This is a genomic window from Candidatus Oscillochloris fontis (assembly GCF_004138135.1).
Classification (GTDB): Bacteria; Chloroflexota; Chloroflexia; order Chloroflexales; family Chloroflexaceae; genus Oscillochloris; species Oscillochloris fontis.
On sequence record NZ_RYFD01000040.1, the window covers coordinates 12,375 to 34,779 of the forward strand.

Annotated in this window: 16 protein-coding genes and 2 tRNA genes; 16 read left to right on the top strand and 2 right to left on the bottom strand. The window is 59.4% G+C overall.

What is annotated here, in order from left to right; all coding sequences use genetic code 11:
• Window positions 1-6: 6 nt before the first annotated feature.
• From EKD03_RS14025 to EKD03_RS14055, 7 genes are all read left to right on the top strand, one after another.
• Complete coding sequence (locus tag EKD03_RS14025) at window positions 7-690, top strand: response regulator transcription factor (RefSeq protein ID WP_129632038.1); 684 nt, start codon at window positions 7-9, stop codon at window positions 688-690.
• Window positions 683-2,227: an ATP-binding protein gene (locus EKD03_RS14030; protein ID WP_238613526.1), complete on the top strand. Its 1,545-nt coding sequence runs from the start codon at window positions 683-685 to the stop codon at window positions 2,225-2,227. The genes EKD03_RS14025 and EKD03_RS14030 overlap by 8 nt, the downstream gene beginning before the upstream one ends.
• A gap of 189 nt (window positions 2,228-2,416) precedes the next feature.
• Window positions 2,417-3,028, top strand: coding sequence for a class I SAM-dependent methyltransferase (locus EKD03_RS14035; protein WP_202976798.1), 612 nt, complete (start codon window positions 2,417-2,419; stop codon window positions 3,026-3,028).
• 368 nt (window positions 3,029-3,396) lie between these two features.
• Entirely contained in the window at window positions 3,397-5,412 is a 2,016-nt protein-coding gene (locus EKD03_RS14040; RefSeq protein ID WP_129632041.1) for a sodium-translocating pyrophosphatase, read from the top strand.
• A gap of 140 nt (window positions 5,413-5,552) precedes the next feature.
• Window positions 5,553-7,850, top strand: coding sequence for a sodium-translocating pyrophosphatase (locus tag EKD03_RS14045; RefSeq protein WP_129632044.1), 2,298 nt, complete (start codon window positions 5,553-5,555; stop codon window positions 7,848-7,850).
• Window positions 7,851-7,909: 59 nt separating this feature from the next.
• Window positions 7,910-10,015 carry a hypothetical protein gene (locus EKD03_RS14050; protein ID WP_129632047.1) on the top strand — a complete coding sequence of 702 codons (2,106 nt, stop codon included), beginning with the start codon at window positions 7,910-7,912 and terminating at the stop codon, window positions 10,013-10,015.
• 126 nt (window positions 10,016-10,141) lie between these two features.
• Complete coding sequence (locus EKD03_RS14055; protein WP_129632050.1) at window positions 10,142-10,594, top strand: hypothetical protein; 453 nt, start codon at window positions 10,142-10,144, stop codon at window positions 10,592-10,594.
• Window positions 10,595-10,603: 9 nt separating this feature from the next.
• Here EKD03_RS14055 and EKD03_RS14060 read toward each other — a convergent pair whose 3' ends face one another.
• Window positions 10,604-11,767, bottom strand: coding sequence for a cysteine desulfurase family protein (locus EKD03_RS14060; RefSeq protein WP_129632052.1), 1,164 nt, complete (start codon window positions 11,765-11,767; stop codon window positions 10,604-10,606).
• A 434-nt stretch (window positions 11,768-12,201) separates the two neighbouring features.
• Between EKD03_RS14060 and EKD03_RS14065 the strand changes: the two genes are divergently transcribed.
• The 8 genes from EKD03_RS14065 to EKD03_RS14100 all read left to right on the top strand — a co-directional run bounded on the left by EKD03_RS14065 (window position 12,202) and on the right by EKD03_RS14100 (window position 19,937).
• Complete coding sequence (locus tag EKD03_RS14065; protein ID WP_129632055.1) at window positions 12,202-12,783, top strand: YIP1 family protein; 582 nt, start codon at window positions 12,202-12,204, stop codon at window positions 12,781-12,783.
• Between the two features lie 56 nt (window positions 12,784-12,839).
• Entirely contained in the window at window positions 12,840-14,054 is a 1,215-nt protein-coding gene (locus tag EKD03_RS14070) for a metallophosphoesterase family protein (protein ID WP_129632058.1), read from the top strand.
• Between the two features lie 203 nt (window positions 14,055-14,257).
• Window positions 14,258-14,343: transfer RNA gene (locus EKD03_RS14075), tRNA-Leu, on the top strand.
• A gap of 22 nt (window positions 14,344-14,365) precedes the next feature.
• Window positions 14,366-14,442: transfer RNA gene (locus tag EKD03_RS14080), tRNA-Pro, on the top strand.
• A gap of 106 nt (window positions 14,443-14,548) precedes the next feature.
• Complete coding sequence (locus EKD03_RS14085) at window positions 14,549-14,980, top strand: SH3 domain-containing protein (RefSeq protein ID WP_129632061.1); 432 nt, start codon at window positions 14,549-14,551, stop codon at window positions 14,978-14,980.
• Between the two features lie 87 nt (window positions 14,981-15,067).
• Window positions 15,068-17,023 carry a SpoIIE family protein phosphatase gene (locus EKD03_RS14090; protein WP_129632064.1) on the top strand — a complete coding sequence of 652 codons (1,956 nt, stop codon included), beginning with the start codon at window positions 15,068-15,070 and terminating at the stop codon, window positions 17,021-17,023.
• Window positions 17,024-17,085: 62 nt separating this feature from the next.
• Window positions 17,086-18,279 carry a cysteine--tRNA ligase gene (gene cysS / locus EKD03_RS14095; RefSeq protein ID WP_129632067.1) on the top strand — a complete coding sequence of 398 codons (1,194 nt, stop codon included), beginning with the start codon at window positions 17,086-17,088 and terminating at the stop codon, window positions 18,277-18,279.
• Entirely contained in the window at window positions 18,276-19,937 is a 1,662-nt protein-coding gene (locus EKD03_RS14100; RefSeq protein ID WP_129632070.1) for a peptide ABC transporter substrate-binding protein, read from the top strand. Before cysS ends, EKD03_RS14100 begins: the two co-directional genes overlap by 4 nt.
• Window positions 19,938-20,055: 118 nt before the next feature.
• Here EKD03_RS14100 and EKD03_RS14105 read toward each other — a convergent pair whose 3' ends face one another.
• Entirely contained in the window at window positions 20,056-21,900 is a 1,845-nt protein-coding gene (locus EKD03_RS14105) for a phosphoenolpyruvate carboxykinase (GTP) (protein WP_129632073.1), read from the bottom strand.
• A gap of 255 nt (window positions 21,901-22,155) precedes the next feature.
• On the opposite strand from EKD03_RS14105, the gene secG reads away from it, so the two are divergent.
• Window positions 22,156-22,383 carry a preprotein translocase subunit SecG gene (gene secG / locus EKD03_RS14110; protein WP_129632076.1) on the top strand — a complete coding sequence of 76 codons (228 nt, stop codon included), beginning with the start codon at window positions 22,156-22,158 and terminating at the stop codon, window positions 22,381-22,383.
• Window positions 22,384-22,405 lie beyond the last annotated feature (22 nt).

The window sequence follows — 22,405 nt, forward strand, 5'->3', positions numbered from 1 at the left end:
TACACTATGCGCCTACTGATTATCGAAGACGACCAGCGCCTTGCGCGGCTCATGCGCCGGGTGTTAGCGGAAGAACACTACACGATAGATGTCGCTCATGATGGCGAAGAGGGGCTTGATCTTGCGCTCCAAGGCATCTACGATGTGGCGATTGTGGATTGGATGTTGCCTACCCGTGATGGCCCCGCGATCTGTCGTGCCATCCGGGCGGCGCGTACCCCCATGTCGCTGCTCTTGCTCACCGCCCGTGGTCAGCTTGAAGATCGCGTCAGTGGCTTAGATAGCGGAGCCGATGATTACCTCGTCAAGCCGTTTGCCTTCGAGGAGCTATTAGCCCGCGTGCGCGCCCTTAGCCGCCGCTTTACCCCCCCCGGTAGCGATACCTCCGAACTGCGGGTCGGCGAGATTGTCCTCGATCTGCGTAGCCATATGGCGCGCCGTGGGAGCCGTGTCCTCGATCTCACCCCTACCGAATGGAACCTGCTCGAATACCTCATGCGTAATGTCGGTCTCAGCCTCTCCCGCCAACAGATCCTCGACTATGTCTGGTCGTATGAGCGTGACGTGCAGATCGCACTGGTGGATGTCTACATCTCCTACCTGCGCCGCAAACTGAATGCCCCCGGCGAGAGCGACCCGATCATGACCGTGCGCGGAGTCGGCTACCGCCTGGAGGCCAGTCGTGTTTAGGGGGCTGCGCATCCAACTGACGCTGCTCTCGATGTTCTCTGCGCTGGCGCTGATCATTATGGTGGGTGGTGGTGGCTACCTGATCGTCGAACGCTACTTTCAGGATGTCACCGATCTGGCGCTCAAACACAAAATGACCCACGAGTTCCACAGTTTGGCTGCCCCCATCCCCGCCGAGTTGATCACCACCGACCGTGATTGGTCGCTGGTACGCCAAGATGCGGCCCCACTCGTTCCGCGCCCCCAGCGCGGGGTTCCGCTGACGGAAGCACAGGTGCGGCAGGTGATTGAGCAAACCTACCAACACCGCGAATTGACCCGCATCAAACTAGATGAGAAGCGCGACCGCCTGATCTACGAGATCTATTTTGCCGATGATAGCGAGATCTATCTTGATGCCTATAGTGGCCAAGCGGTAGATTCCGATACGATTGAGCGTCCACCCTTAACCTCTACGCCTCTACCTGAAGCCACTGCGTATGATGCAGAACTAGCGGCGATCTTTGTCTTGCCCTTAGATACCAAGGGGCGATTGCTCTTTAATCCCAACCTCTCGGACACCCCGCCCGAACCACATCTTGAAGCCTTGCAAGCGGCCTTGAGTCAGGGCAGCGATCTGCGTACCATTACCACGGCAGATGGTCGCCATGTGCGCCTCTTCACCTATAAACTCACCCGTAATGATGGCCCGGCGGCGCTGCAACTGGGCCGCGTCCTGACCGACCAGGAGCATGTGCTGAACCAACTACTCATGGTCATCCTTACCCTGAGTGGAGTGAGTGTCATCTTGCTGGGCTTAGGCAGTTGGTGGATCGCCGGACGTGCGCTGGGGCCAGCCCAACAAGCCTGGGAGCGCCAGCAATCCTTCATTGCCAACGCGAGCCACGAGCTACGTACCCCGCTCACCCTGATTCGGGCCAGCACCGAGGTGGCGCTGCGCGGCATTCCTGCTGATGATCTCGATCAGCGCGATCTGCTCGGCGATGTTCTGAGCGAAGCCGACCACATGCGCCATCTGGTTGATGATCTGCTCACCCTCTCGCGGCTCGATAGTGGGCGGCTCAAGTTGGAACAGGTGCCGGTTGATCTCGTTGAACTGCTCGGCGATGTCCAGCGCCAGATGAACCGCGTGAGTGAGGAACATGCCATCCAGATCCAGTTGGGAAGCGTGGCCGGGGTGGTCATGGCCGACCCGGATCGCTTGCGCCAAGTCTTACTCATTCTGCTCGATAACGCCCTGCGCCATAGTGCGGCTAACACCACGATTACGCTGACTGCCCAACCTCATGGACAGCAGGTGCAGATCCACGTCGTCGATCAGGGCAGCGGGATTGCGCCCGAACACCTCCCGCATATCTTCGAGCGCTTCTACCGTGCCGATGCGGCGCGTGGTGTGAGCGGCAATGCCGGTTTGGGGCTGCCCATCGCCAAAGGCTTGATCGAAGCCCAGCGCGGCAAACTGAGTATCACCAGCCAACTCAATGTGGGTACAACGGTGACCATCACCCTTCAGATCGCCCGGCCTCTGGTACAATAGACCTCGCAAGTTCATGCAGGGCATGGGCAAAGTCACCTCCGGTGGGGGTTCGGGGGCGGCTACGCCGCCCCCGAAGATCTTTTTTGTTCTGTTTTGGCGGCGTAGCCGCCAAAACAGAACAAAAATGGGGCTTGGGGCGCAGCCCCAAAGACTTTGCACATGTCCTGCAAGTTCATGCGAGGAGATAGGATGTCACAACGGTTCTACGATCAGTTTGGCAACCCGCAGGGTCTAGCAGGCCGCCTAGCGGGCTGGTTGATGGCGCTCACCAACCGCGATCTGAATACCTGGGCGGTTGATCAACTTGCGGTGCGCCCCGGCGACCATGTGCTGGAGATTGGCTTTGGGCCGGGCTTGGCAGTGCAGGCGCTGGCTCGTCGCGCCCGCCACGGCATGGTCGAGGGAATTGATATCTCCCCGTTGATGGTCGAGCAGGCCACCCGCCGTAATGCCGCGATGGTCAAAGCCGGGCGGGTACGTCTTCAGATCGGAAGTGTTAGCACCTTGCCCTACGCAGATCGCAGCTTCGAGCGCGTTCTGGCGGTCAATAATGTCCAATTCTGGATCAACCTCAGCGACGATCTGCGTGAAGTGGCGCGTGTCTTGCGCCCCGGTGGCACCCTCGCGATTGTGCTCCAACCCCGTCAGGCTCCTAGCCCCGCTGATGTGCTGGCGGTGCGCGATGATCTGCTCGTGCAGCTTGAGGCCGCTGGCTACCGCCGGGTGCGTAGTGCAGTCAACCCGCTCTCTCCGATGCCCGCCTTCGTCGTTTTGGGCGAACGGTCATCACGTTTGTCTTGATACTTCTTGTCGGGAATAGATATTATCCTCATTTGGTCTTAATATGCTACAAAGCACCCGTGTAAATCCATATTATTTTTCTTTGCATCACCTCTAGGGCTATGGTACAATCCCCAACCATCCACCCCGGTAAATCTTTATAGTGGCCCACGGCATGGGCAGAGTTATTGGGGTAAGCCCCAAACCCACGACAAAACACTATCTTGGGGCGACTACGCTACCCCAATCCCCACGTTGCAGGAAAAATAACGATAACCAGGAGGCATCGTTTCGTCTGGCCGTTTGCATGTCAACTGTATCCAATGGCGGAAGCATAGGCATAAAGTTCGGACGTTGGTGTCGAGAGCTGTAGTACGAGGTAGTACAACATGAGCGGGTTAGTTTGGATCACCCCAATTAGCGGATTGATCGCCCTCCTGGTTGCCGGTTTCACTGCAAGCGTTATCAATAAGTATGATGCTGGAAATGATCGCATGCAGCAGATCGCCAAGGCGATCCAAGACGGTGCAATGGCCTTCCTGTCGAGTGAGTACAAAGTCCTGGTCATCTTTGTGGCAGTCGTTGCGGCGATCATCGGCGCAGTTGGGTTCGTTGCCGATGTGATGCACCCCATGACGGCGGTCGCCTTCCTCTTCGGGGCGGCGTGTTCGGTAGCCGCAGGCTACTTTGGTATGCGCGTCGCGACCCAGGCCAATGTCCGTACCGCCCAGGCCGCCACCCAGGGCATGCCTCAGGCGCTGCGCGTGGCCTTCTCCGGCGGCGCGGTGATGGGTCTCCTCGTGGTGGGCCTCGGTCTGCTGGGTGTGGGCCTCCTCTACATTGTCTTTGGTGATGATGGGGTGGGCAAGGGCATCATCAACGGTTTCGCCCTCGGTGCCTCTTCTATCGCCCTCTTCGCTCGCGTCGGTGGTGGTATCTACACCAAGGCCGCCGATGTCGGTGCCGACCTCGTCGGGAAGGTGGAGGCCGGTATCCCCGAAGACGACCCGCGCAACCCCGCTGTGATCGCCGATAATGTCGGGGATAACGTCGGTGACGTGGCGGGTATGGGTGCCGACCTCTTCGAGAGCTATGTTGGCTCCATGATCGCGACGATGGCCCTGGCGATCTATCTCAACTCGACCAGCAGTGTCAGTCTGGTGCTGTTGCCGCTGCTCATCTCCAGCGCCGGTATCCTTGCTTCAATCATCGGTATCCTGATTGTCCAGCGCAGTGGCGGTACCAACCCGTCGCTCTCGCTGCGCATCGGTACCTTCGTGTCGGGCGGTCTGACCCTGCTCTTCACCGCCGGAATCTCGCTGGGCCTCTACAACTCCTGGGTCTATTTTGGCGCTACCGTAGCTGGTCTGGTGGCTGGTATTCTCATCGGCCTCATCACCGAGTACTACACCTCCAGCGACTTCAAGCCGGTGCAGGGCATTGCGGCACAGTCGCAGACCGGCGCGGCCACCAACATCATCGCGGGACTCGCGGTGGGTATGAAGTCCACCGTCGCCCCCATTCTGGTGATCGGTGTCGCTATCCTGGTGGCCTACTGGATCGGTGAGAATATCGCCGGTGAGGGCGTCTTCTGCATCGCCCTGGCCGCTGTCGGTATGCTCAGCATCACCGGCATGACCGTCGCGGTTGATGCCTATGGCCCGATCTCCGATAATGCCGGTGGTATCGCCGAGATGGCCCATCTCGATCCCAAGGTGCGCAAAGTCACCGATGCCCTCGACTCGGTCGGTAACACCACTGCCGCCATCGGCAAGGGCTTCGCCATCGGCTCGGCAGCGCTCACCGCACTCGGTCTCTTCGCCGCCTATGCTGCATCTGTGGATCTCCAGGCGGTCAGCCTAACCGATCCCCAGTTGGTGGTGGGCCTCTTTGTGGGTGGTATGTTGCCCTTCCTCTTCGCCGCCCTGACGATGGAGGCGGTCGGGCGTGCAGCGGGCGCGATGGTGGATGAGGTGCGCCGCCAGTTCAAGACCATCCCCGGCCTCATGGAGGGTACCGGCGAGCCTGACTATAACCGCTGTGTCAGCATCTCGACGCAGTCGGCGCTGCGCGAGATGATCATCCCCGGTGTGATGGCCGTGGCCGTCCCGCTGGTGGTCGGCTTTGGCCTGGGTAAAGAGGCACTCGGTGGGACGCTGGCGGGTGCGCTCGTCACTGGCGTGCTGATGGCGATCTTTATGGCCAATGCCGGTGGTGCCTGGGACAACGCCAAGAAGTTTGTTGAGGCTGGCAACTATGGTGGCAAGAAGTCCGATGTCCACAAGGCCACCGTGGTCGGCGATACGGTCGGTGATCCCTTCAAAGACACCTCCGGCCCCTCGCTCAACATCCTGATCAAGCTGATGAGCATCGTCTCGCTCGTCTTCGCGCCGCTCTTTGTCTAAGTCTCGTTGTTGGTCTGGTGTGGCGGCGCAGCCGCCACACATCCCCACCTGCACGCCTCTTCCGCCATAATCAGGCGGAAGAGGCGTTATAATTACCCCGGCAGTAGCTTGTCCGCTTGATGACAACGAAGGGGTTGTATATGCAGGAGCTTGAACCGCTTCAGCAAACCGCAGTGTATGTGGTGTTAGGGATCTCGCTCTTGGGCATTGCCTATGCCTTTATTCTGCGTAGCCAGATCTTGGCTCAGGATAAGGGAACCGCCAAGATGCAGGAGGTGTGGGGCTTTATTAAGTCGGGTGCGAATGCCTATCTGAGTCGCCAGTTTCGCACGATTGCGATCCTGATTGCGGTTCTGACCTTTGTGTTGGGGGCAAGTGTCTTTGTTATTCCGCCCACGACTGAGGCGGTTGAACGTTTCGGGACGCCTGAAGCGGCGAAGATGTGGGTCGCGTTGGGCCGCGCAGTCGCCTTCCTGATGGGCTCACTCTTCTCCTATACCGTCGGCTTTGTCGGTATGAATGTGGCCGTCGAGGGCAATGTGCGCGTGGCCGCTGCCTCGCGCAAGGGCTACAATCCGGCGCTCCAGATTGCCTATAAGTCTGGTTCGGTGACGGGTATGCTCACCGTTGGTTTGGGGCTGCTCGGTGGCACGCTCATCTTCATGGTCTTTGGGATTGCCGCCCCCGATGCCCTGCTCGGCTTCGGTTTCGGTGGCTCGCTGATTGCCTTCTTCATGCGTGTGGGCGGTGGGATCTACACCAAGGCCGCCGATGTCGGCGCTGACCTCGTCGGCAAGGTGGAGGCCGGTATCCCCGAAGATGACCCGCGCAACGCGGCGGTAATTGCCGACCTCGTGGGCGATAATGTCGGCGACTGTGCCGGGATGGCCGCCGATGTCTTCGAGAGCTTTGAGGTGACGCTCGTCTCCGCGTTGATCCTCGGCCTCGTGCTGGGTGATGCGGTGCGCGGTACGCTGGGCGATGGTCAGTATGACCTGCGCTTCATCATCTTCCCGCTGGTGCTGCGCGCGATTGGGGTGGTGGCCTCGGTGATCGGTAATAGCTTTGTGCGTACCGATGAGAAGCGCCGCAACGCCATGGCGGCGATGAATCGGGGCTTCTATGTGGCGGCGGGCATCGCGGTGCTGGCCGGTGCAGCGGCAACCCCCTTCTTTATGGTTGATCAGACCACCGGGGTAGTGGATTGGCGACCCTTCCTGGCGGTTCTCTCCGGGGTTATCCTGGCGCTGGTGTTGGATAAGCTTACCGAGTATTTCACCAGTACCCACTTTGGGCCGGTCAAAGAGACGAGTAAGCAATCCCAGACGGGTGCCGCAACCAATATTCTCTCTGGCCTCGCCTTGGGCATGGAGAGCAGTGTATGGGCCATTCTGGTCATCGCCGGTTCGATCTTCTCCTCGGTGCTGATCTATGCGGGAGAGCCGGTGGCCACCCAGTTTACCGCCGTCCTCTATGGCGTCTCGCTGACTGGCATCGGCATGCTGTTGCTCACCGGCAACACCATCTCGATGGACAGCTTCGGGCCGATCTCGGATAACGCCAACGGTATCGGCGAAATGGCGGGGCTGGACAAGAATGCACGCAACGTCATGGATGACCTGGACGCAGTGGGCAACACCACCAAGGCGGTCACCAAGGGGATTGCCATCGGTTCCGCTGTGATCGCGGCAGTAGCGTTGTATGGCTCCTTCTTCACCGACGTGAATAAGGTGCTCGTGCAGGTGGGCCAGGAGGCGATTACCTCGATCAACATCGCCGCCCCCGATGTCTTCATCGGCCTGATGATCGGTGGGGCCATCCCCTTCCTGATCTCGGCGCTCACCATCCGCGCCGTCTCACGCGCCGCCGCCCAGATCGTCAATGAGGTGCGCCGCCAATTCCGCATCCCCGGCATCATGGAGGGCAAAGTAACCCCCGATTATGAGCGTGCAGTGACGATCTCGACCACCGCCGCCCAAAAGGAACTGATCAGCCTGGGGATCATCGCGGTGATCGTGCCGATCCTGGTCGGCTTTTTGCTGGGAGTCGCGCCGTTGGGCGGCTTCCTAGCCGGGATCATCCTCTCTGGCCAACTCATGGCGGTCTTCCAGTCTAACGCCGGTGGTGCCTGGGATAACGCCAAGAAGTATATCGAAGAGGGCAACTACGGCGGCAAGCATAGCGAATCCCACAAGGCATCGGTGGTTGGGGATACCGTAGGCGACCCGCTCAAGGACACGGCTGGCCCCGCGCTCAACCCGATGATCAAGGTGATCAACATGGTCGCGCTGATCATCGCCCCGATTGTGGTGACGATTGATCGCCAAAGCCCGGCAGTGCTAGGATCTATGTTGGTGTGTGGGATCGCCCTAATCTGGGCGATCTGGCAGAGTAAGCGCGAAGCGCCACAAATGAATGAGCCGGTGAAGGTACATTAGCCCCTCCTCGATCTGATTATGGTGGGCAAGATCGCTGATCTTGCCCATCTTTCACACCTATGCCTTCTTCTCCCCGGCGCTTGGATGCGCTTGCACTCCTCTTCTATACACTGCTTAGCCTCGCCCTCACATGGCCACTCGCCCGTTATTGGGATCATGGCTTTATGGGCTTTGCGCGCAGCTTTCAGGATGGTATCCAGAATGTCTGGAATATGTGGTGGATGCGCTGGGCACTGGCTCATGGCCAAAACCCCTTCTGGAACCCGTTGCTCTACTACCCCGATGGCCTCCAGATGTATCTCCAGGCGATCAGTGCGCCGGGGGCGCTGGTGGCGTTACCCGTCAGTCTGATCTTTGGGCCGACTGCCGCCTATAACACAGCCATGATCATGGCCAGTGCCTTAACCGGCTATGGTGTCTTTGTACTCGTGCGGGCCTTTGTCCCTGGCTATCGGTTGCCCCTCCTCGCCGGAGCCTTGGTGCTGGCCTCACCCTTCATGCTCGGTCGGCTGCTCACCAACCAACTCAACCTGACCAGCATGTATTGGCTGCCCTTCTATTTTCTCGCCCTGATCCGGCTGGAAGAACGCCGCACCTGGGGCGCACTACTCTGGGCCGGGGTGCTGGTGCTGCTGCTCATGCTCACCGACTGGTATTGGACGTTGGTGTGCATGGTCTATACCCTGGTATGGATGCTCACGGGCCTGACACTGCGGGCGGATCGCGGCTGGCGGCTGCGGCGTTACCTGAGTTTTGCCGGCGTGGTGCTGCTCTTCACCTCCCCGCTGCTGATTGCGATTGCTCAGGTACGCAGCCAACTGCCCATTCAGGATAGTATCGCCAATCCGGGGTGGCAGGCGTATGTGCGCGGCTTCTCACTCGACCTGTTCGGCCTCTTTTACCCGGCATTATCGCCGCTCTTCGCTGCTGATACATCCGCTACCTTCATTGAGGCGGTGCGCCCGCGAGCCTTTAGCTTTGAAGGCTCGTATACGGCTGCGGGTTGGGTTTTGCTCGGATTAGCCGGGGTAGGAATCTGGCAGCACGGACGCCAACACTGGCGCTTGTTGCTCACGGCAGGCTTCGGCTTCCTGATTGCGCTTGGCCCCAACCTGCATGTCTTCGGGCAGAATACCGGCATTCCCATGCCCTATGTGCTGATCGAGCAGTTACCCCTGATCAGCACCGCCCGCCGCCCCAACCTCTACGCGGTACCGATCATAGTTGTGGCCGCCATCTTTGCCGCTCTAGGTCTTCAATCCCTGATGCGGCGGATGCCACCCCAACGGGCCACCATACTGCTGGTAGCGGTCATGTTGCTGGCCACCTGGGAACTCTGGCCGCCTCGCAGCCGCGATCTCTACCTCGTCAATGCGTCGCCGCTCGTGGCGGGGCTGCGCGAGCGCCCCGGCGCGGTGCTCGATCTGCCCTACGAGAACCAGGAGAGCAGTCGTTCGCTCCTCCACCAGATCAGCCATGAACAGCCGATGATTGGTGGCTATGTCTCGCGGCGACCTGAATACCCAGCGCTCGATATGCCCCACATCGGTCAATTGATCACGATGCAGACGTGGCTACGCTCCGATATTGTGGATACCGCCGCCATGCTACATGCCGCCCAATGTTACGCTCCGCTGCGCCACATTTTGGTTGAGCGAAACGAGGTGACCGCCCAGCAGATCGCGGAGATCGAGGCAGTATTGACCCAGATCGCGGCGGCCCCGGTGGCTCCAAGTGGCCAGGATTCCGCAACGATCTGGTATGAGTTACCTCCATCTCCGGCGGTATGTGAGCCGTTCCTCTTTTTAGGTCGGGGATGGTACCGTTTGGAGCAAGATGCGACTCGTCGTTGGCGTTGGATGCAGGCCGAGGCGACCATTTGGCTGGTGAACCCGCATCCAGAGGCGCAGAATCTAGTCTTGGAGGTGCAGGCGGAAGCCTTTGGTGATGCAGGAATCCAGCGCATGCTGAGCATCTTCCAGCAAGAGCACATGCTTGGAAGCTTTATTGTCCGCGCAGGGCAGCCGCGTATCTACCGCTTTACCATCAGGATTCCGCCTGGGCAGAGTTCGATCTCTCTGCGTGCCCCAGCCAGCCCCGAACCAGATGGGCGCAGCCTCAGCCTGAGCGTGACGCGAATCGGATTTGATCTGGTGCGCCCCTAAGTATATAGCATCAACGCTTTTTCAGTATTCTTCTACTACACATTCACGTACAATCCGCTATAATAGTTCCATCTCTGCACATCAAAGCGCGGCGATCATCGCCCAATTTCGAAGGGTGCTGCCTTGATGGAACGTACATCCCCGCTTACCCGTCGTGTGCGTCGGTTGCTTGGCACATCTGATCTGCGGCCCACGCCACCAGCGCACCCGCTGGAGACGAGCATCCGGCTTGAGTCGCAGGTGGCCCAACTTTCGGCCAAACTGAATGATCTGCGGATCAGCCAACGCCAGCACGAAGCAGAGGTGGAGCGACTCCGCGAAGAACTGCGGCTGGCGAAACAGCATCAGCAGCAATTACAGCAGGTGCTTAACACAATAGAAGATCTGCTGCACACCAATCGTCAACTCATCGAACCGCCCTCCGATCTCTCGTCAACAGCCACGCTCTTTGAGCGCATGTGCGCCCGTATCGGGGCTAATCACCGCCTCGATCCTCACTATCGCGAGACACTCACCCAGATGGCGGAGCAGTTAACCCACGTGCGCGATACACTGCGGGAAGCTCTAGGTGAGGCGTAGAGCCACGGCTTAACACGTCACCACCGCCCGCAGGCGGTTGATGAGTGCGGGTATGATCGCCAACACATGCTCGATCTCTTCAGCCTGGGTCGTGCGCCCCAACGAGAAGCGTAGCGAACCGTTGGCGGCCTCCGCGTGCAAGCCCATGGCCGTCAGAACGTGTGATGGCTCGATTGCGCCACTACTACAGGCACTTCCGCCACTGGCACAGATCCCCTGTTGGTCGAGCAGCAATAAGAGACTCTCGCTCTCGATGCATGCAAAACCGAGGTTGGCGTTGTTGGCCAGCCGCTCTTCGCGGTCGCCATTGAGCCAACTGCGCGGGATCGTGGCCAGAACCCCATCAATCAGGCGGTTGCGCAGGTGGCGCAGGCGGGCCACCGTCGCAGATCGTTGCTCCTCGGCCAGCGTCAGGGCCGTGGCTAGCCCGACAATCCCCGGCACATTCTCGGTACCAGCGCGCCGCCGCCGCTCCTGGCCCCCCCCGTTGATCTGGGGGAGGAGTGGGGTACCGTGGCGCACATAGAGTAACCCCGATCCCTTCGGCCCGTAGAACTTATGCCCGGTCAGGGTGAGCAGATCCACATTCAGGCTCTCGACATCCAAGGGCAAAAGCCCGGCTGCCTGCACTGCATCGCTGTGGAAGGGGATACCCCGCTCGCGGCAGATCGCGCCCAGTTCGCCAAGCGGCTGGATCGTCCCGACCTCGTTGTTGGCATACATCACCGAGACGAGCACCGTCTCCGGGCGGATCGCGGCGCGCAGATCGTCCGGGCGCACCCGGCCCGCCGCATCAACCGGGAGTTGCGTTGACGTAAAGCCGAATTGCTCCAGGTACTCGATGGCGTGCAGCACCGCATGGTGCTCAATCGCGCTGGTAATAATGTGGTTGCCGCGCCCGCGCTGCTGCTGGGCCAGGGCCACACCCTTGATCGCCAGATTATCGCTCTCGCTACCGCCACCCGTAAAGATGAGCTCCTTGCGCGCACAGCCCAGCACCAACGCTACTGCCTCCCGCGCATCGTCAATCGCATGCAGCGCCGCCCGCCCCAGTTGGTGGATACTCGATGGGTTGCCCGGCTGCTCGCTGAGATAGGGCAGCATTGCCGCCAAAACCCGCTGATCGAGCGGGGTGGTCGCCGCATGATCGAGATAGATGATCCGCTCTGCCATGAAGCACTCCTGGGGTACGGGAAATGTGACACGCTGGCTTCGACACGCTCAGCCAGCGGTACCGCTGGCTGAGCGTGTCGAAGCCAGGCGGCGTAGCCCCATGCACATCACGTTATGCAATGTGGCATCCGTAGGGGGCGCATCACGATGCGCCCCCTTGCAAGTATAGCATATCACCCAGGAAACGAACGCACGTTCGCAAAACTCTTGACAGATCAACGAACACTCGTGCGGTTTTTTGAAGTAGATGCAATCGAGGCTCTATCCCTCGCAGATGCCCGATTTCATGTGGGATAACGTGGGATAATGTGGGATAACGAGCGCACGAAGTGTAAAGAGATCCGCTCAGCCGCAACATAATTCTATGCAACAGCGTATACTATACAGGCAAAGCGGACGACACCCGCCCGACCATATGTGTAAGGAGGCTCCCTATGTCCAATCCACAAGTCTCTATTCCCGAAATGATCAACCAGAGTCGGGATATTATCACCAACCCGAGTGTTGAGACCTTCGAGCGCTACGAGCGCCACGGGAACACCACCAGTGCCGCGATCTATGTTGGTATCGCCGCGATCATTAGCGGTATCTTGGGGCTATCGGGCGGCATTGGTGGCTTGCTCTCCTCAGCGCTTGGTGCGCTGATCGGTTTCTTCATCTTTACCGGCATGGTCTTCTACATTGGGCGCAATATTGCCGAGGGTACCGGAACCTGGGATGAGGTTGCCTATACCTTTGCACTCTTTGTTGCGCCACTGACGTTAGTTGCTGCTCTCCTGAAACTGGTTGTCTGGATTTTGGGTGCTATTCCGCTGCTGGGTGGTCTCTTTATCCTGCTCGGTGCCTTGGTTACACTGCTCATCTTGCTCGTCCAAGCCTACTTCGCCTATATCGCCGTCCAGTCGAGCATGAACATCCATGATCAGTCCAAGGCGATCATCACCCTGGGGCTGGCGGTGGTGGGTACCTTCATTGTGCAGTTTGTGATTGCTGTCATCTTTGGGATTATCTTCTAGCCTCCAGCACCCATGGTGCGAGACGGCCTCACCAGCCGTCTCGTTATGATTCCTCTATGATCAAACTCCTTCACCTTGCCGATCTCCATATTGGGGTCGAGAACTATGGTCGTATTGACCCAGCGAGCGGCATGCATACCCGCTTGCTCGATTACCTGAGCCGCTTGGATGAGGCTATCGAACTGGGCTTGCAAGCCGAGGTTGATCTGGTACTGATCGCGGGCGACATCTACAAGAACCGTTCGCCCAATCCCACCCACCAGCGCGAGTTTGCGCGCCGCCTGCATCGCATCCGTTCCGCTGGTGTGCCGGTCTTTATCCTCACCGGCAACCACGATATTTCGGCCTCGTTGGGGCGAGCCCATTCAGTCGAGATTTTTGAGGCGCTCGATATTGATGGCATTACGATTGCCGACCGGCTGCGCCTGCATGTGATCCAAACCCGCTCCGGCCCACTCCAGATCATCGCGCTGCCGTGGGTCACCCGCCACAACCTCATGACCCGCGAGGAGATGCGTGGAGCCTCCTTCGCTGAGATCGAGTATGAACTGCGCCGCCGTCTGGAAGGCTTTGTGATCGACAAAGCGGCCCAACTCGATCCAAGCATCCCGGCAGTGCTGGCCTTTCACGGTAGTGTGGACGGGGCTGAACTGGGGGCCGAACGGGCCATGACGCTGGGCCAAGATCTGGTCATGTCGCGCTCGGTGTTGGCCCAGGCGAATATTGATTATGTGGCCATGGGCCACATCCACAAGCACCAGGTGATCGGCATTCAGCCGCCGCTTGTTTACCCCGGTAGTATCGAGCGGGTAGATTTTGGTGAGCGCGAAGAACCCAAAGGCTGTGTGATCGTCGAACTCGAACCCGGCGCTGCCCGCTGGCAGTTCCACCAACTTGCGGCGCGCCCCTTTGTGAGTATCGAACATGATCTGCGCTCAAGCAGCGATCCACTCGAACTGGTAGCGACGCTGATTGGCCGCCACAATCTGCACGATGCGGTGGTACGGGTCGAACTCCAGGCCACCCGCGAGCAGACCGCCGTGTTGCGCGAGGAGCAGATCCGTACTCTGCTGGAGCAGGCCGGGGCGTTCGTGATTGCCGCGATCACCATTACGGTCGAACGTGCGAGCCGTCGTCGCTACGCGAACGAAGCGGAGTTGTTAGAGGGGCTAACGCCGCGTCGCGCCTTGGAGATCTACCTGCGCCGCAAACATCCGCCTCTGCCCCCGGAACGGATCGCGGCGTTGCTCGCCGCCGCTGATGAATTGTAATTGCCCTTGAACTCTCACCAGACAGGGCATGGGCAACGTTCTTGGGGCTGCACCCCAAACTCCAATTTTTGGTGTGTTTTGGCGGCGCAGCCGCCAAAACACACCAAAAAAAGATTTTCGGGGGCGGCGTAGCCGCCCCCGAACCCCCACCGGAGGGTAAAAATTGACGCCGTAGGCGACCTCTGCTATAATCCACCCGTTGCGCCGAAGTGGCGGAATGGCAGACGCGACGGTCTCAAAAACCGTTGAGGGCAACCTCATGTGGGTTCGAGTCCCACCTTCGGCACCATTCGCCGCTCTAGCAGTTTCGTCGGGGCGTGGCTCAGCCTGGTAGAGCGCCGCGTTCGGGACGCGGAGGTCGGAGGTTCGAATCCTCTCGCCCCGACCATATCGAGACATTCTCTGTGAGCAACCAGGATCACAGAGTAGAGCAGCGAACAGCGGCCTACCTTTGCATTATGCGGGTAGGCCGTTGGCGTTGAAGGAGTACGATTATGATGCACCGTGGCGCTGTCCTCCGTGCGCTCCTGTTCTTCCTTGCAGGTTTAGTGCTGGCTGGCTGTGGCAACTTCGTGTCCGCTCTGCCCGCGCAACCCAGCCCCTTCCCCACCCTTGCCCGCCTCCCTAGTGTCACTCCGGTGACTCCGCGCCCGACCCGGCCACCCACCCCCAGCCCTAGTGCAACCCCAACCGCTACGCCCGTGCCCCCCCAAGCCGAAGCCACCATTAACGCCAATCTGCGCAGTGGGCCGAGTACCAATACATCTGTGGTCGCCGTCGTGCGCAAAGGCACACGGGTCTCCCTCCTCGAACGTGAGGATGATTGGTATCGCATCCGCACCCCCGATGCGACCGAGGGCTGGATGGCTAGTACCGTGCTCAAGATCGATCCCGATCTGATCGATCAGGTGCCCCTTGCCCCCTAAGGCTACTACCTCTATGCTATAATGCATTTTCAAGTATCTGGGCGCGATAGATCGGCAGTAGGCACTCTCTAGCTAGGGCAGACCGCAATGGATCGCCAGGGAAGCATCTTGCCAGTGCGCCCAAGCAGTGCGCCACGTAATCAGAACTCCTCCCCTCGCCGTCGTACCAGTATTACGACATGGCTGCGTTGGTCATACCTTATTTCAGCCACCCTCCCGTTGACTATTGTCGGCATACTCTTGATCGGGGTGCTCTTCAATGTCGAGCGACGCCACGCCTATTCGTCGCAACAGGCGGTTGCCGACCAGATCGCAAGTAATGTCTCGACCTTCCTCTACGATCTTGAGCAACTGCTCCTGCGTGCCTCCTATGACCTGCATCCTGAGATGCCTGGCCCCTACCTCAACGCTACAACCCACCGCCTCGCCGATAGTTCACCGGATCTGCGTGCCTTGGTTATTGTTGATACCAGCGGCACCCAGGTGGCGAGTGCGGTAAGCTCGATCTTTGCCGGGCGGATCGAACCGGCTCCCGGCGATACGGCGCTCTTTACCCAAGCCTATACACTGGGTCAGGGTGGGCGAACCCCGATTCGGTTGGGAGCCGATGGGAATCCCTACTTTCAGGTCGTGCTGCCCATTCGTAACCAGTATAGTGTCCTCGTCGGTGCCATGAGTGCCGAGGTGAGTGCGGCCCGTATCAGCCAGATTCTACAACTCGCAGTGCAGGGCAATACCAAAGTCGCCTTCCTGATTGACCCTCAACATACCCTGATGCTGGCCTCGCGCACTCAGGGCTGGCAACCTGCCTCTGATATGTCCATCCTCTTTGCCGAACAAGATACAGTGGGCGAATATGCTGGCGCGAATGGCGAACAGATGGTCGGTGCGCGCGCCCTGATCAGCCCGGTCACCCATGCGAGTTGGTCGGTGGTGGTTGAACAACCCGCCGCCGAGTTTCTGACCGAGGTCTACCGGAGCGCCATTCTGCTCACCAGCGTGGTGGGTGTGGTGGGGTTGTTGGCGATAGGCTGGGCCTTCTACCAAGCCGGTCGGATCGTGCGGCCACTGCGTACCCTGGCTGAAGGTGCGCATGAGCTAGGGGCTGGTCACCTGGATCATCGCATGCTGGTGCCCACCCGCGATGAATTGGGCCATCTCGCCGACACCTTCAACCAGATGGCCGAACGGCTTCAGGCGAGCCTGAATGAGATTGCCGATCAGAATGAGCGGCTGCGCCACGGCCTGATTCTGGCCCGCGATATTCAGATGGGACTGATGCCGAGTAGCCCGCCTTGGAAGAGTGAGTTACTCACCGTCTATGCCCGCTCATTACCGGCGAGTGAGGTGGGTGGCGATTTCTATACCTATATGGCGCTACCCGGTGGCCGCGCTGCGGTTGCGATTGGTGACATCTCTGGCAAAGGGGTGGCGGCGGCCCTGCTGATGGCTCTCACCAGTTCAACCCTGGAGTCTCAAGCACAGGTGCTCGACCGCCCCGGTGAGATGCTCGATGCCATGCAAGAGGCGCTGTGTATCCGCCTGCAAGCCAATCAGATGAATGCCGCCCTGCTCATCGCCATCTATGATCCCGGCGAACAGCAGATGGTGATCGCCAATGCGGGGATGATCTCGCCGCTGCTGATTCATACCCTGCCCGATGGTGGCAGCGAGTATACCTTTCTGGATGTGTGTGGCCTCCCGATTGGTACCTCGCTGCCTTCTACCTATACCAATCTTCAGGTTGATCTGGTTCCCGGCGATACAATGATCTTTATGAGTGATGGTATCGTTGAGGCACATAATCGTGTTGGTGAGCTGTATGGCTTTGAGCGTCTCGAAGCCTTCGTGGCGAGTCTGCCGCGCTCACTCAGTGTGGCCGAGATTGTGCAACAGATCATTGATGCGGTGCTCGCCTTTAGCGATGGGGCTGAACCGCACGATGATAGTACGATCCTGGTGACGCGCTGTATGATTGATCCGTCTACCTATGATCTGCATACCCAGGGTCTACCCGTAGGGACGAAGCATCGCGCATCATGAGCCACGGAGTCCCGCAGGGGATTTGTCGGTGCTGCTTTGCCCCTACTACTTGAGGAGTGATCATGCGTCTCTATAACTCGCTCTCACGCGAGAAAGATCTCTTTGTTCTGCCCACTGATCGCCCCGTGACGCTCTATGTCTGTGGGGTGACGCCCTACGACACGACCCATATCGGCCACGCCCGTACCTTCCTGATCTTCGATCTGCTCGTGCGTTTCTTGCGTTGGCATGGGGCCGAGGTGCGCTATTGCCAGAATGTTACCGATGTGGACGATCCGCTCTTTGAGCGCGCCGCCCGCGATGGTGTTAGTTGGCAGGATCTGGCCGAACATCAGACTCAGCAACTCTTGGCCGATTATGCGGCGCTCAATATTCTCATGCCGACCTACTTCCCGCGTGCGAGTGAAGAGATTGGCACGATGATCGTGATCATTGAGCGCCTGATCGAACTTGGTCATGCGTATGTGGTTGCGGGGAATGTCTACTTCAGCGTCCAGAGTGACCCCGACTTCGGCAAGATGGCGCGTATGGGCTACGATGAACTGCTCGCAGTCGCTAACCAGCGCGGCAATAACCCCAGCGACCCGTTCAAGCGCGATCCACTCGATTTTGTGCTCTGGCAGACCGGCAAGCCGGGCGATCCGACTTGGCCAAGCCCGTGGGGCTTGGGGCGGCCAGGCTGGCATATCGAGTGTAGTGCGATGGCCACTCGCTATCTGGGTGAACAGATTGACATCCACGGTGGCGGGGCCGATCTGATCTTCCCGCACCACCCCTGCGAGATTGCCCAGATTGAACCCGTGACCGGCAAGCGCCCCTTTGTGCAGATCTGGATGCATACCGGCCTCGTCTGGCTCGATGGTGAGAAGATGAGCAAATCATTGGGCAACCTCGTCTTTGCGCGCGATGCGCTCAAGGAGCATAGCGCCGATACGCTGCGCTGGTACCTCTTTAGCCAGCCCTACCGCCAGGAGTTCGACTACCAGCGTGCCGAGGTCGCCCACGCAGCCGAGGCGGTGCGGCTGCTGCACATGGCGTTGGATCTGGAGGGAGGGGCAGGGCCAGTTCTCGCGCCCGATGTTCCCCGCGCTGAGTTCCTGGCCGCCTTAGAGGATGACCTAAACACCCCCACTGCGCTGGCTGTGCTGCATATGATGGCTGGGAGTGTTGTCTCGGCTGCCGCCGATGGGGCCAATGTTACCGGGTATCAGCAGACCTTACGCGATCTGGCCCAGATACTTGGAATGGTATTATGAATGGTTTGTACCGCACCCGCCGTTTTGCCAACCTGTTCGTCGCATTCCTGGTGCTGATCGGGCTGCTCGTCGGATGCACCCCCGCACCGCCGCCTGCCCCGCTGGCTCCGAGTGGTACGTTGCGCTGGAGTATCGAGGGGGTGAATGACATTACCCGCCTTGATCCGGCGCGGGTCGCGGATTACCAGACCAACATCGCCATCAATCTGGTCTTTGCGGGGTTGGTGCGCCTCGATCCCAACTTGGCGGTGGTGGGCGATGGGGCCGAACGCTGGCAGACCAATGCCGACGGCACGGTCTACACCTTCACCTTGCGCCAAAACCTGGCCTATGGTGATGGCACGCCCGTCACTGCGCAGGACTTTGCCGACGCGCTGCGGCGCACCATCGCCCCCGATACGGGCAGCGCGTTCGCCTTTGAGTTCCTCAAGCATATTGTCGGTGCCGAGGCGCTCCACACGGGTGCGAGCCAGGAATTGAGTGGGGTACGGGCGTTGGATGCGCACACGCTGGAGATCACCCTCGACTCGCCACGCGGCTATTTTCTCTCCCAACTCACTTATGCGCTGGCCTTTGTGGTGCCTCCAGGGCAGATTGATGCCGCCGGGGACGATTGGGTCAACCGCGCCTTTGGCAGTGGGCCATTCCGGGTCAAGGAGCATCAGCCGGGGGGCAAGTTGGTGCTAGAGGGCAACCCGCACTACTGGGTCGGCCCGCCGGGGGTGAGTAACATTGAACTGATCTTCTACCCCGACAGTAGCACCGCCTTCCGCAGTTACCAAGCGGGCGAACTCGATATGATGGGCAACATCCAAAACGGTATCCCGGCCCAACATGTTGCCGAGATGCGCAATCTGCCCGATATGCGCTCGGCCAGTGCGCCGGTGCTGCGCTATATCGGCTTCAACAACCAGCGCCCGCCCTTCGATAACGTCTATGTGCGCCAGGCATTTGCCCAGGCAATAGATAAAGAGACCCTGACCAATCAGGTCTTGGCCCAGCAAGCGCTCCCTGCTGGTCGTATTTTGCCGCCGGGCTTTTTGGGTAGCGAGCTACCCATCACCCCACACGCCTACGACCCGTTAGGGGCGCGTTCGGCACTGGGGTTAGCTGGCTATAGTTCAGGGGTGCGGCTGCCCAACATCAGCCTGAGTTACGCCTATGATACCGACACCCAGCAGGTAGCCGAGGCGCTCCAACGCAACTGGCGCGATACATTGGGGATCGAGGTCGAGCTTGACGGCTTGCCGATAGATACCTTTGTAGCCCGTCTGGATGCGCTGACAGCCGATCCCAAAGCTGAAGAGAGCCTGCAACTCTACCTGAGCGTCTGGGGGGCCGACTACCCCGATCCGCACAACTTCCTCTCGCTGCAACTCCAGAGCGACTCGCCCTACAACAACGGGCGTTGGTCGAACCCCGAGTTTGACCAACTCACCAGCAGCGCCGACCAGATCGGTGATCCGGCGCGCAGTGCGGAGCGGCTGCGCCTCTACAACCAAGCGGAACAGATCGCCGTGCGTGAAGTCGGCTGGTTGCCGCTCTTCAACCCCACGGTGAACATCCTCATTCGCCCACATGTGGTGGGGTTGAGTTTCACGCCCCAGGGCATCATCGCTACAGATTGGGCGCAAGTACGGATTGAAGCAGCACCGTAGGGCGTGTGCCGTTGCATCATGTTTGTCATGGTTTTGGCGGCGAAGCCGCCAAAACCATGACAAAAAAAGTGTGGGGCGGCGAAGCCGCCCCACACCCCACCGCCGCAGGCGGATGTTCCTACTCGTGGGTTGCGCCCCAGTTATCCGGCGTGCGCCAGAGGCTGGAGAGGATCAGATTGCGTACATCCAGCAACTCCTTGGGCAGCCGGTCATAGAGCTTGATAAAGAGTTCCTCATGCAGCAAGATCTCCTGCTGCCACTCCTGGGTATCAATGTTCATGACCTTGTTGAACTGCTCCTTGCTGAAGTCCAGCCCACGCCAATCGAGGTGCTCGTAGTTGGGGATCCAACCAATCGGGCTCTCGACACTAAAGGCTTCGCCGTGTGAGCGCTGGACGATCCACTTGAGGATGCGCATATTATCGCCGAAGCCGGGCCAGGCGAACTTGCCCTTCTCATCCTTGCGGAACCAGTTCACGCCGAAGATGCGTGGCGGGTTATAGATCATGCGCCCAAACTGCAACCAGTGGTTGAAGTAGTCGGCCATGTGGTAGCCAGTGAAGGGTAGCATGGCGAACGGATCGCGCCGCACCACACCCTGCTGCCCGAAGGCGGCAGCGGTCGTCTCTGAACCCATGGTTGCAGCCAGATAGACCCCATAGATCCAGTTGAACGCCTGGTAGACCAGCGGCACCGTCCCGCTGCGCCGCCCACCGAAGATAAAGGCATTGATCGGCACACCCTTGGCATCGTCCCAAGCGGGATCGAGCACCGGGTTATTGATTGAGGGCGCGGTAAAGCGTGCATTGGGATGCGCGGCGGGCGTGGTGCTTTCCGGCGTCCAATCCTGGCCCTTCCAGTCAATCAGGTGTGCGGGCTTCTCCTTGCTCAGCCCCTCCCACCAGACATCCCCATCATCGGTGAGGGCCACATTGGTGAAGATGGTATCCTTGACACAACTCTCCATCGCGCTAGGGTTGGTGTCATAGGACGTACCGGGTGCGACCCCAAAATAGCCCGCTTCAGGATTGATCGCATAGATCTTACCGTCAGGTCCTGGCTTGATCCAGGCAATATCATCACCCACCGTGGTGACTTCCCAGCCCTCCTCGCGGAACTCCTTGGGCGGCACGAGCATGGCAAAGTTGGTCTTGCCACAGGCCGAGGGGAAGGCGGCGGCCACATAGGTCTTGCGCCCACTCGGCTCCTTCACGCCCAGGATGAGCATATGCTCAGCCAGCCAACCCTCCTGGCGCGCCATAGACGACGCGATACGCAGCGCGAAGCACTTCTTTCCGAGGAGTGCATTGCCACCATAGCCCGAACCATACGACCAGATCGCACGCTCTTCGGGGAAGTGAACGATATACTTGGTGGTCGGATTGCAGGGCCAGGCCACATCCTGCTGGCCCGCTTCCAGGGGCGCACCCACCGAGTGCAAACAGGGGATGAACTCGCCATCCGAGCCTAGCACATCATAGACCGCTTTACCCATGCGGGTCATAATCCGCATATTGGTAACCACATAGGGCGAGTCGGTAATCTGAATCCCAATATGGGCAATCGGAGATCCCAGCGGCCCCATGCTGAAGGGAATGACATACAGCGTGCGCCCGTGCATTGCTCCCTTAAAGAGCGGCAGCAGGGTCTCCTTCATCTCCTTGGGGGCCATCCAATTGTTGGTCGGCCCAGCGTCACTCTTAGCAATCGTGCAGATGAACGTGCGATCCTCGACCCGCGCCACATCGCTTGGATCTGAGCGACAGAGGAAACTATTCGGACGCTTTTCGGGGTTCAGCCGAATAAAGGTACCACTCTCGACCATCTGGTTGCAGAGGGTATCGTACTCTTCCTGCGAGCCATCACAGAAATGAACGCTATCCGGCTCACACAGGGCCACCATCTCCTTGAGCCACTCCATAAGGCGAGGGTGTGTGATGTATGCCGGGAACTCGAACTGCATATCTGTTCCTCCTCATCGCTTCGTCTCGGGGCAAACGGACGCTGCGCGGTGTGCGTGTCGCAACAATAGCGGCGATCCAATGATAACACACCCTGAGGGGCTTCGTCGCTTACATGTGGTATACTAGCCCAACGTAACATGTAGGGGCGAAGCATCGCCTACCAATGTAGTCCATGTTCCCCATGCCACATTGAGGGCGATGCTTCGCCCCTACGTTGATGATCGCGGAACTCATTAGTACAAAGGAACATCATCGTGGAGTTGGCCCTCTATATTGCAATGATTATCATCTGCGTGATGCTGATTGCTCTGGTGGTTCTCCAGGCCCGTACCGCTGGCATGTCGAACAACGCATCGAGTTCGATCTACCACACCCGGCGTGGCCTTGAAAAGACGATGCACCAGGCAACCATCGTGTTGGCTGCTATCTTCTTGCTACTCGCACTGATCACCAGCTTGCCGATCTTCGGCTCTGCGGTGTAATTCTGGTTGCTGCATCGCAGCG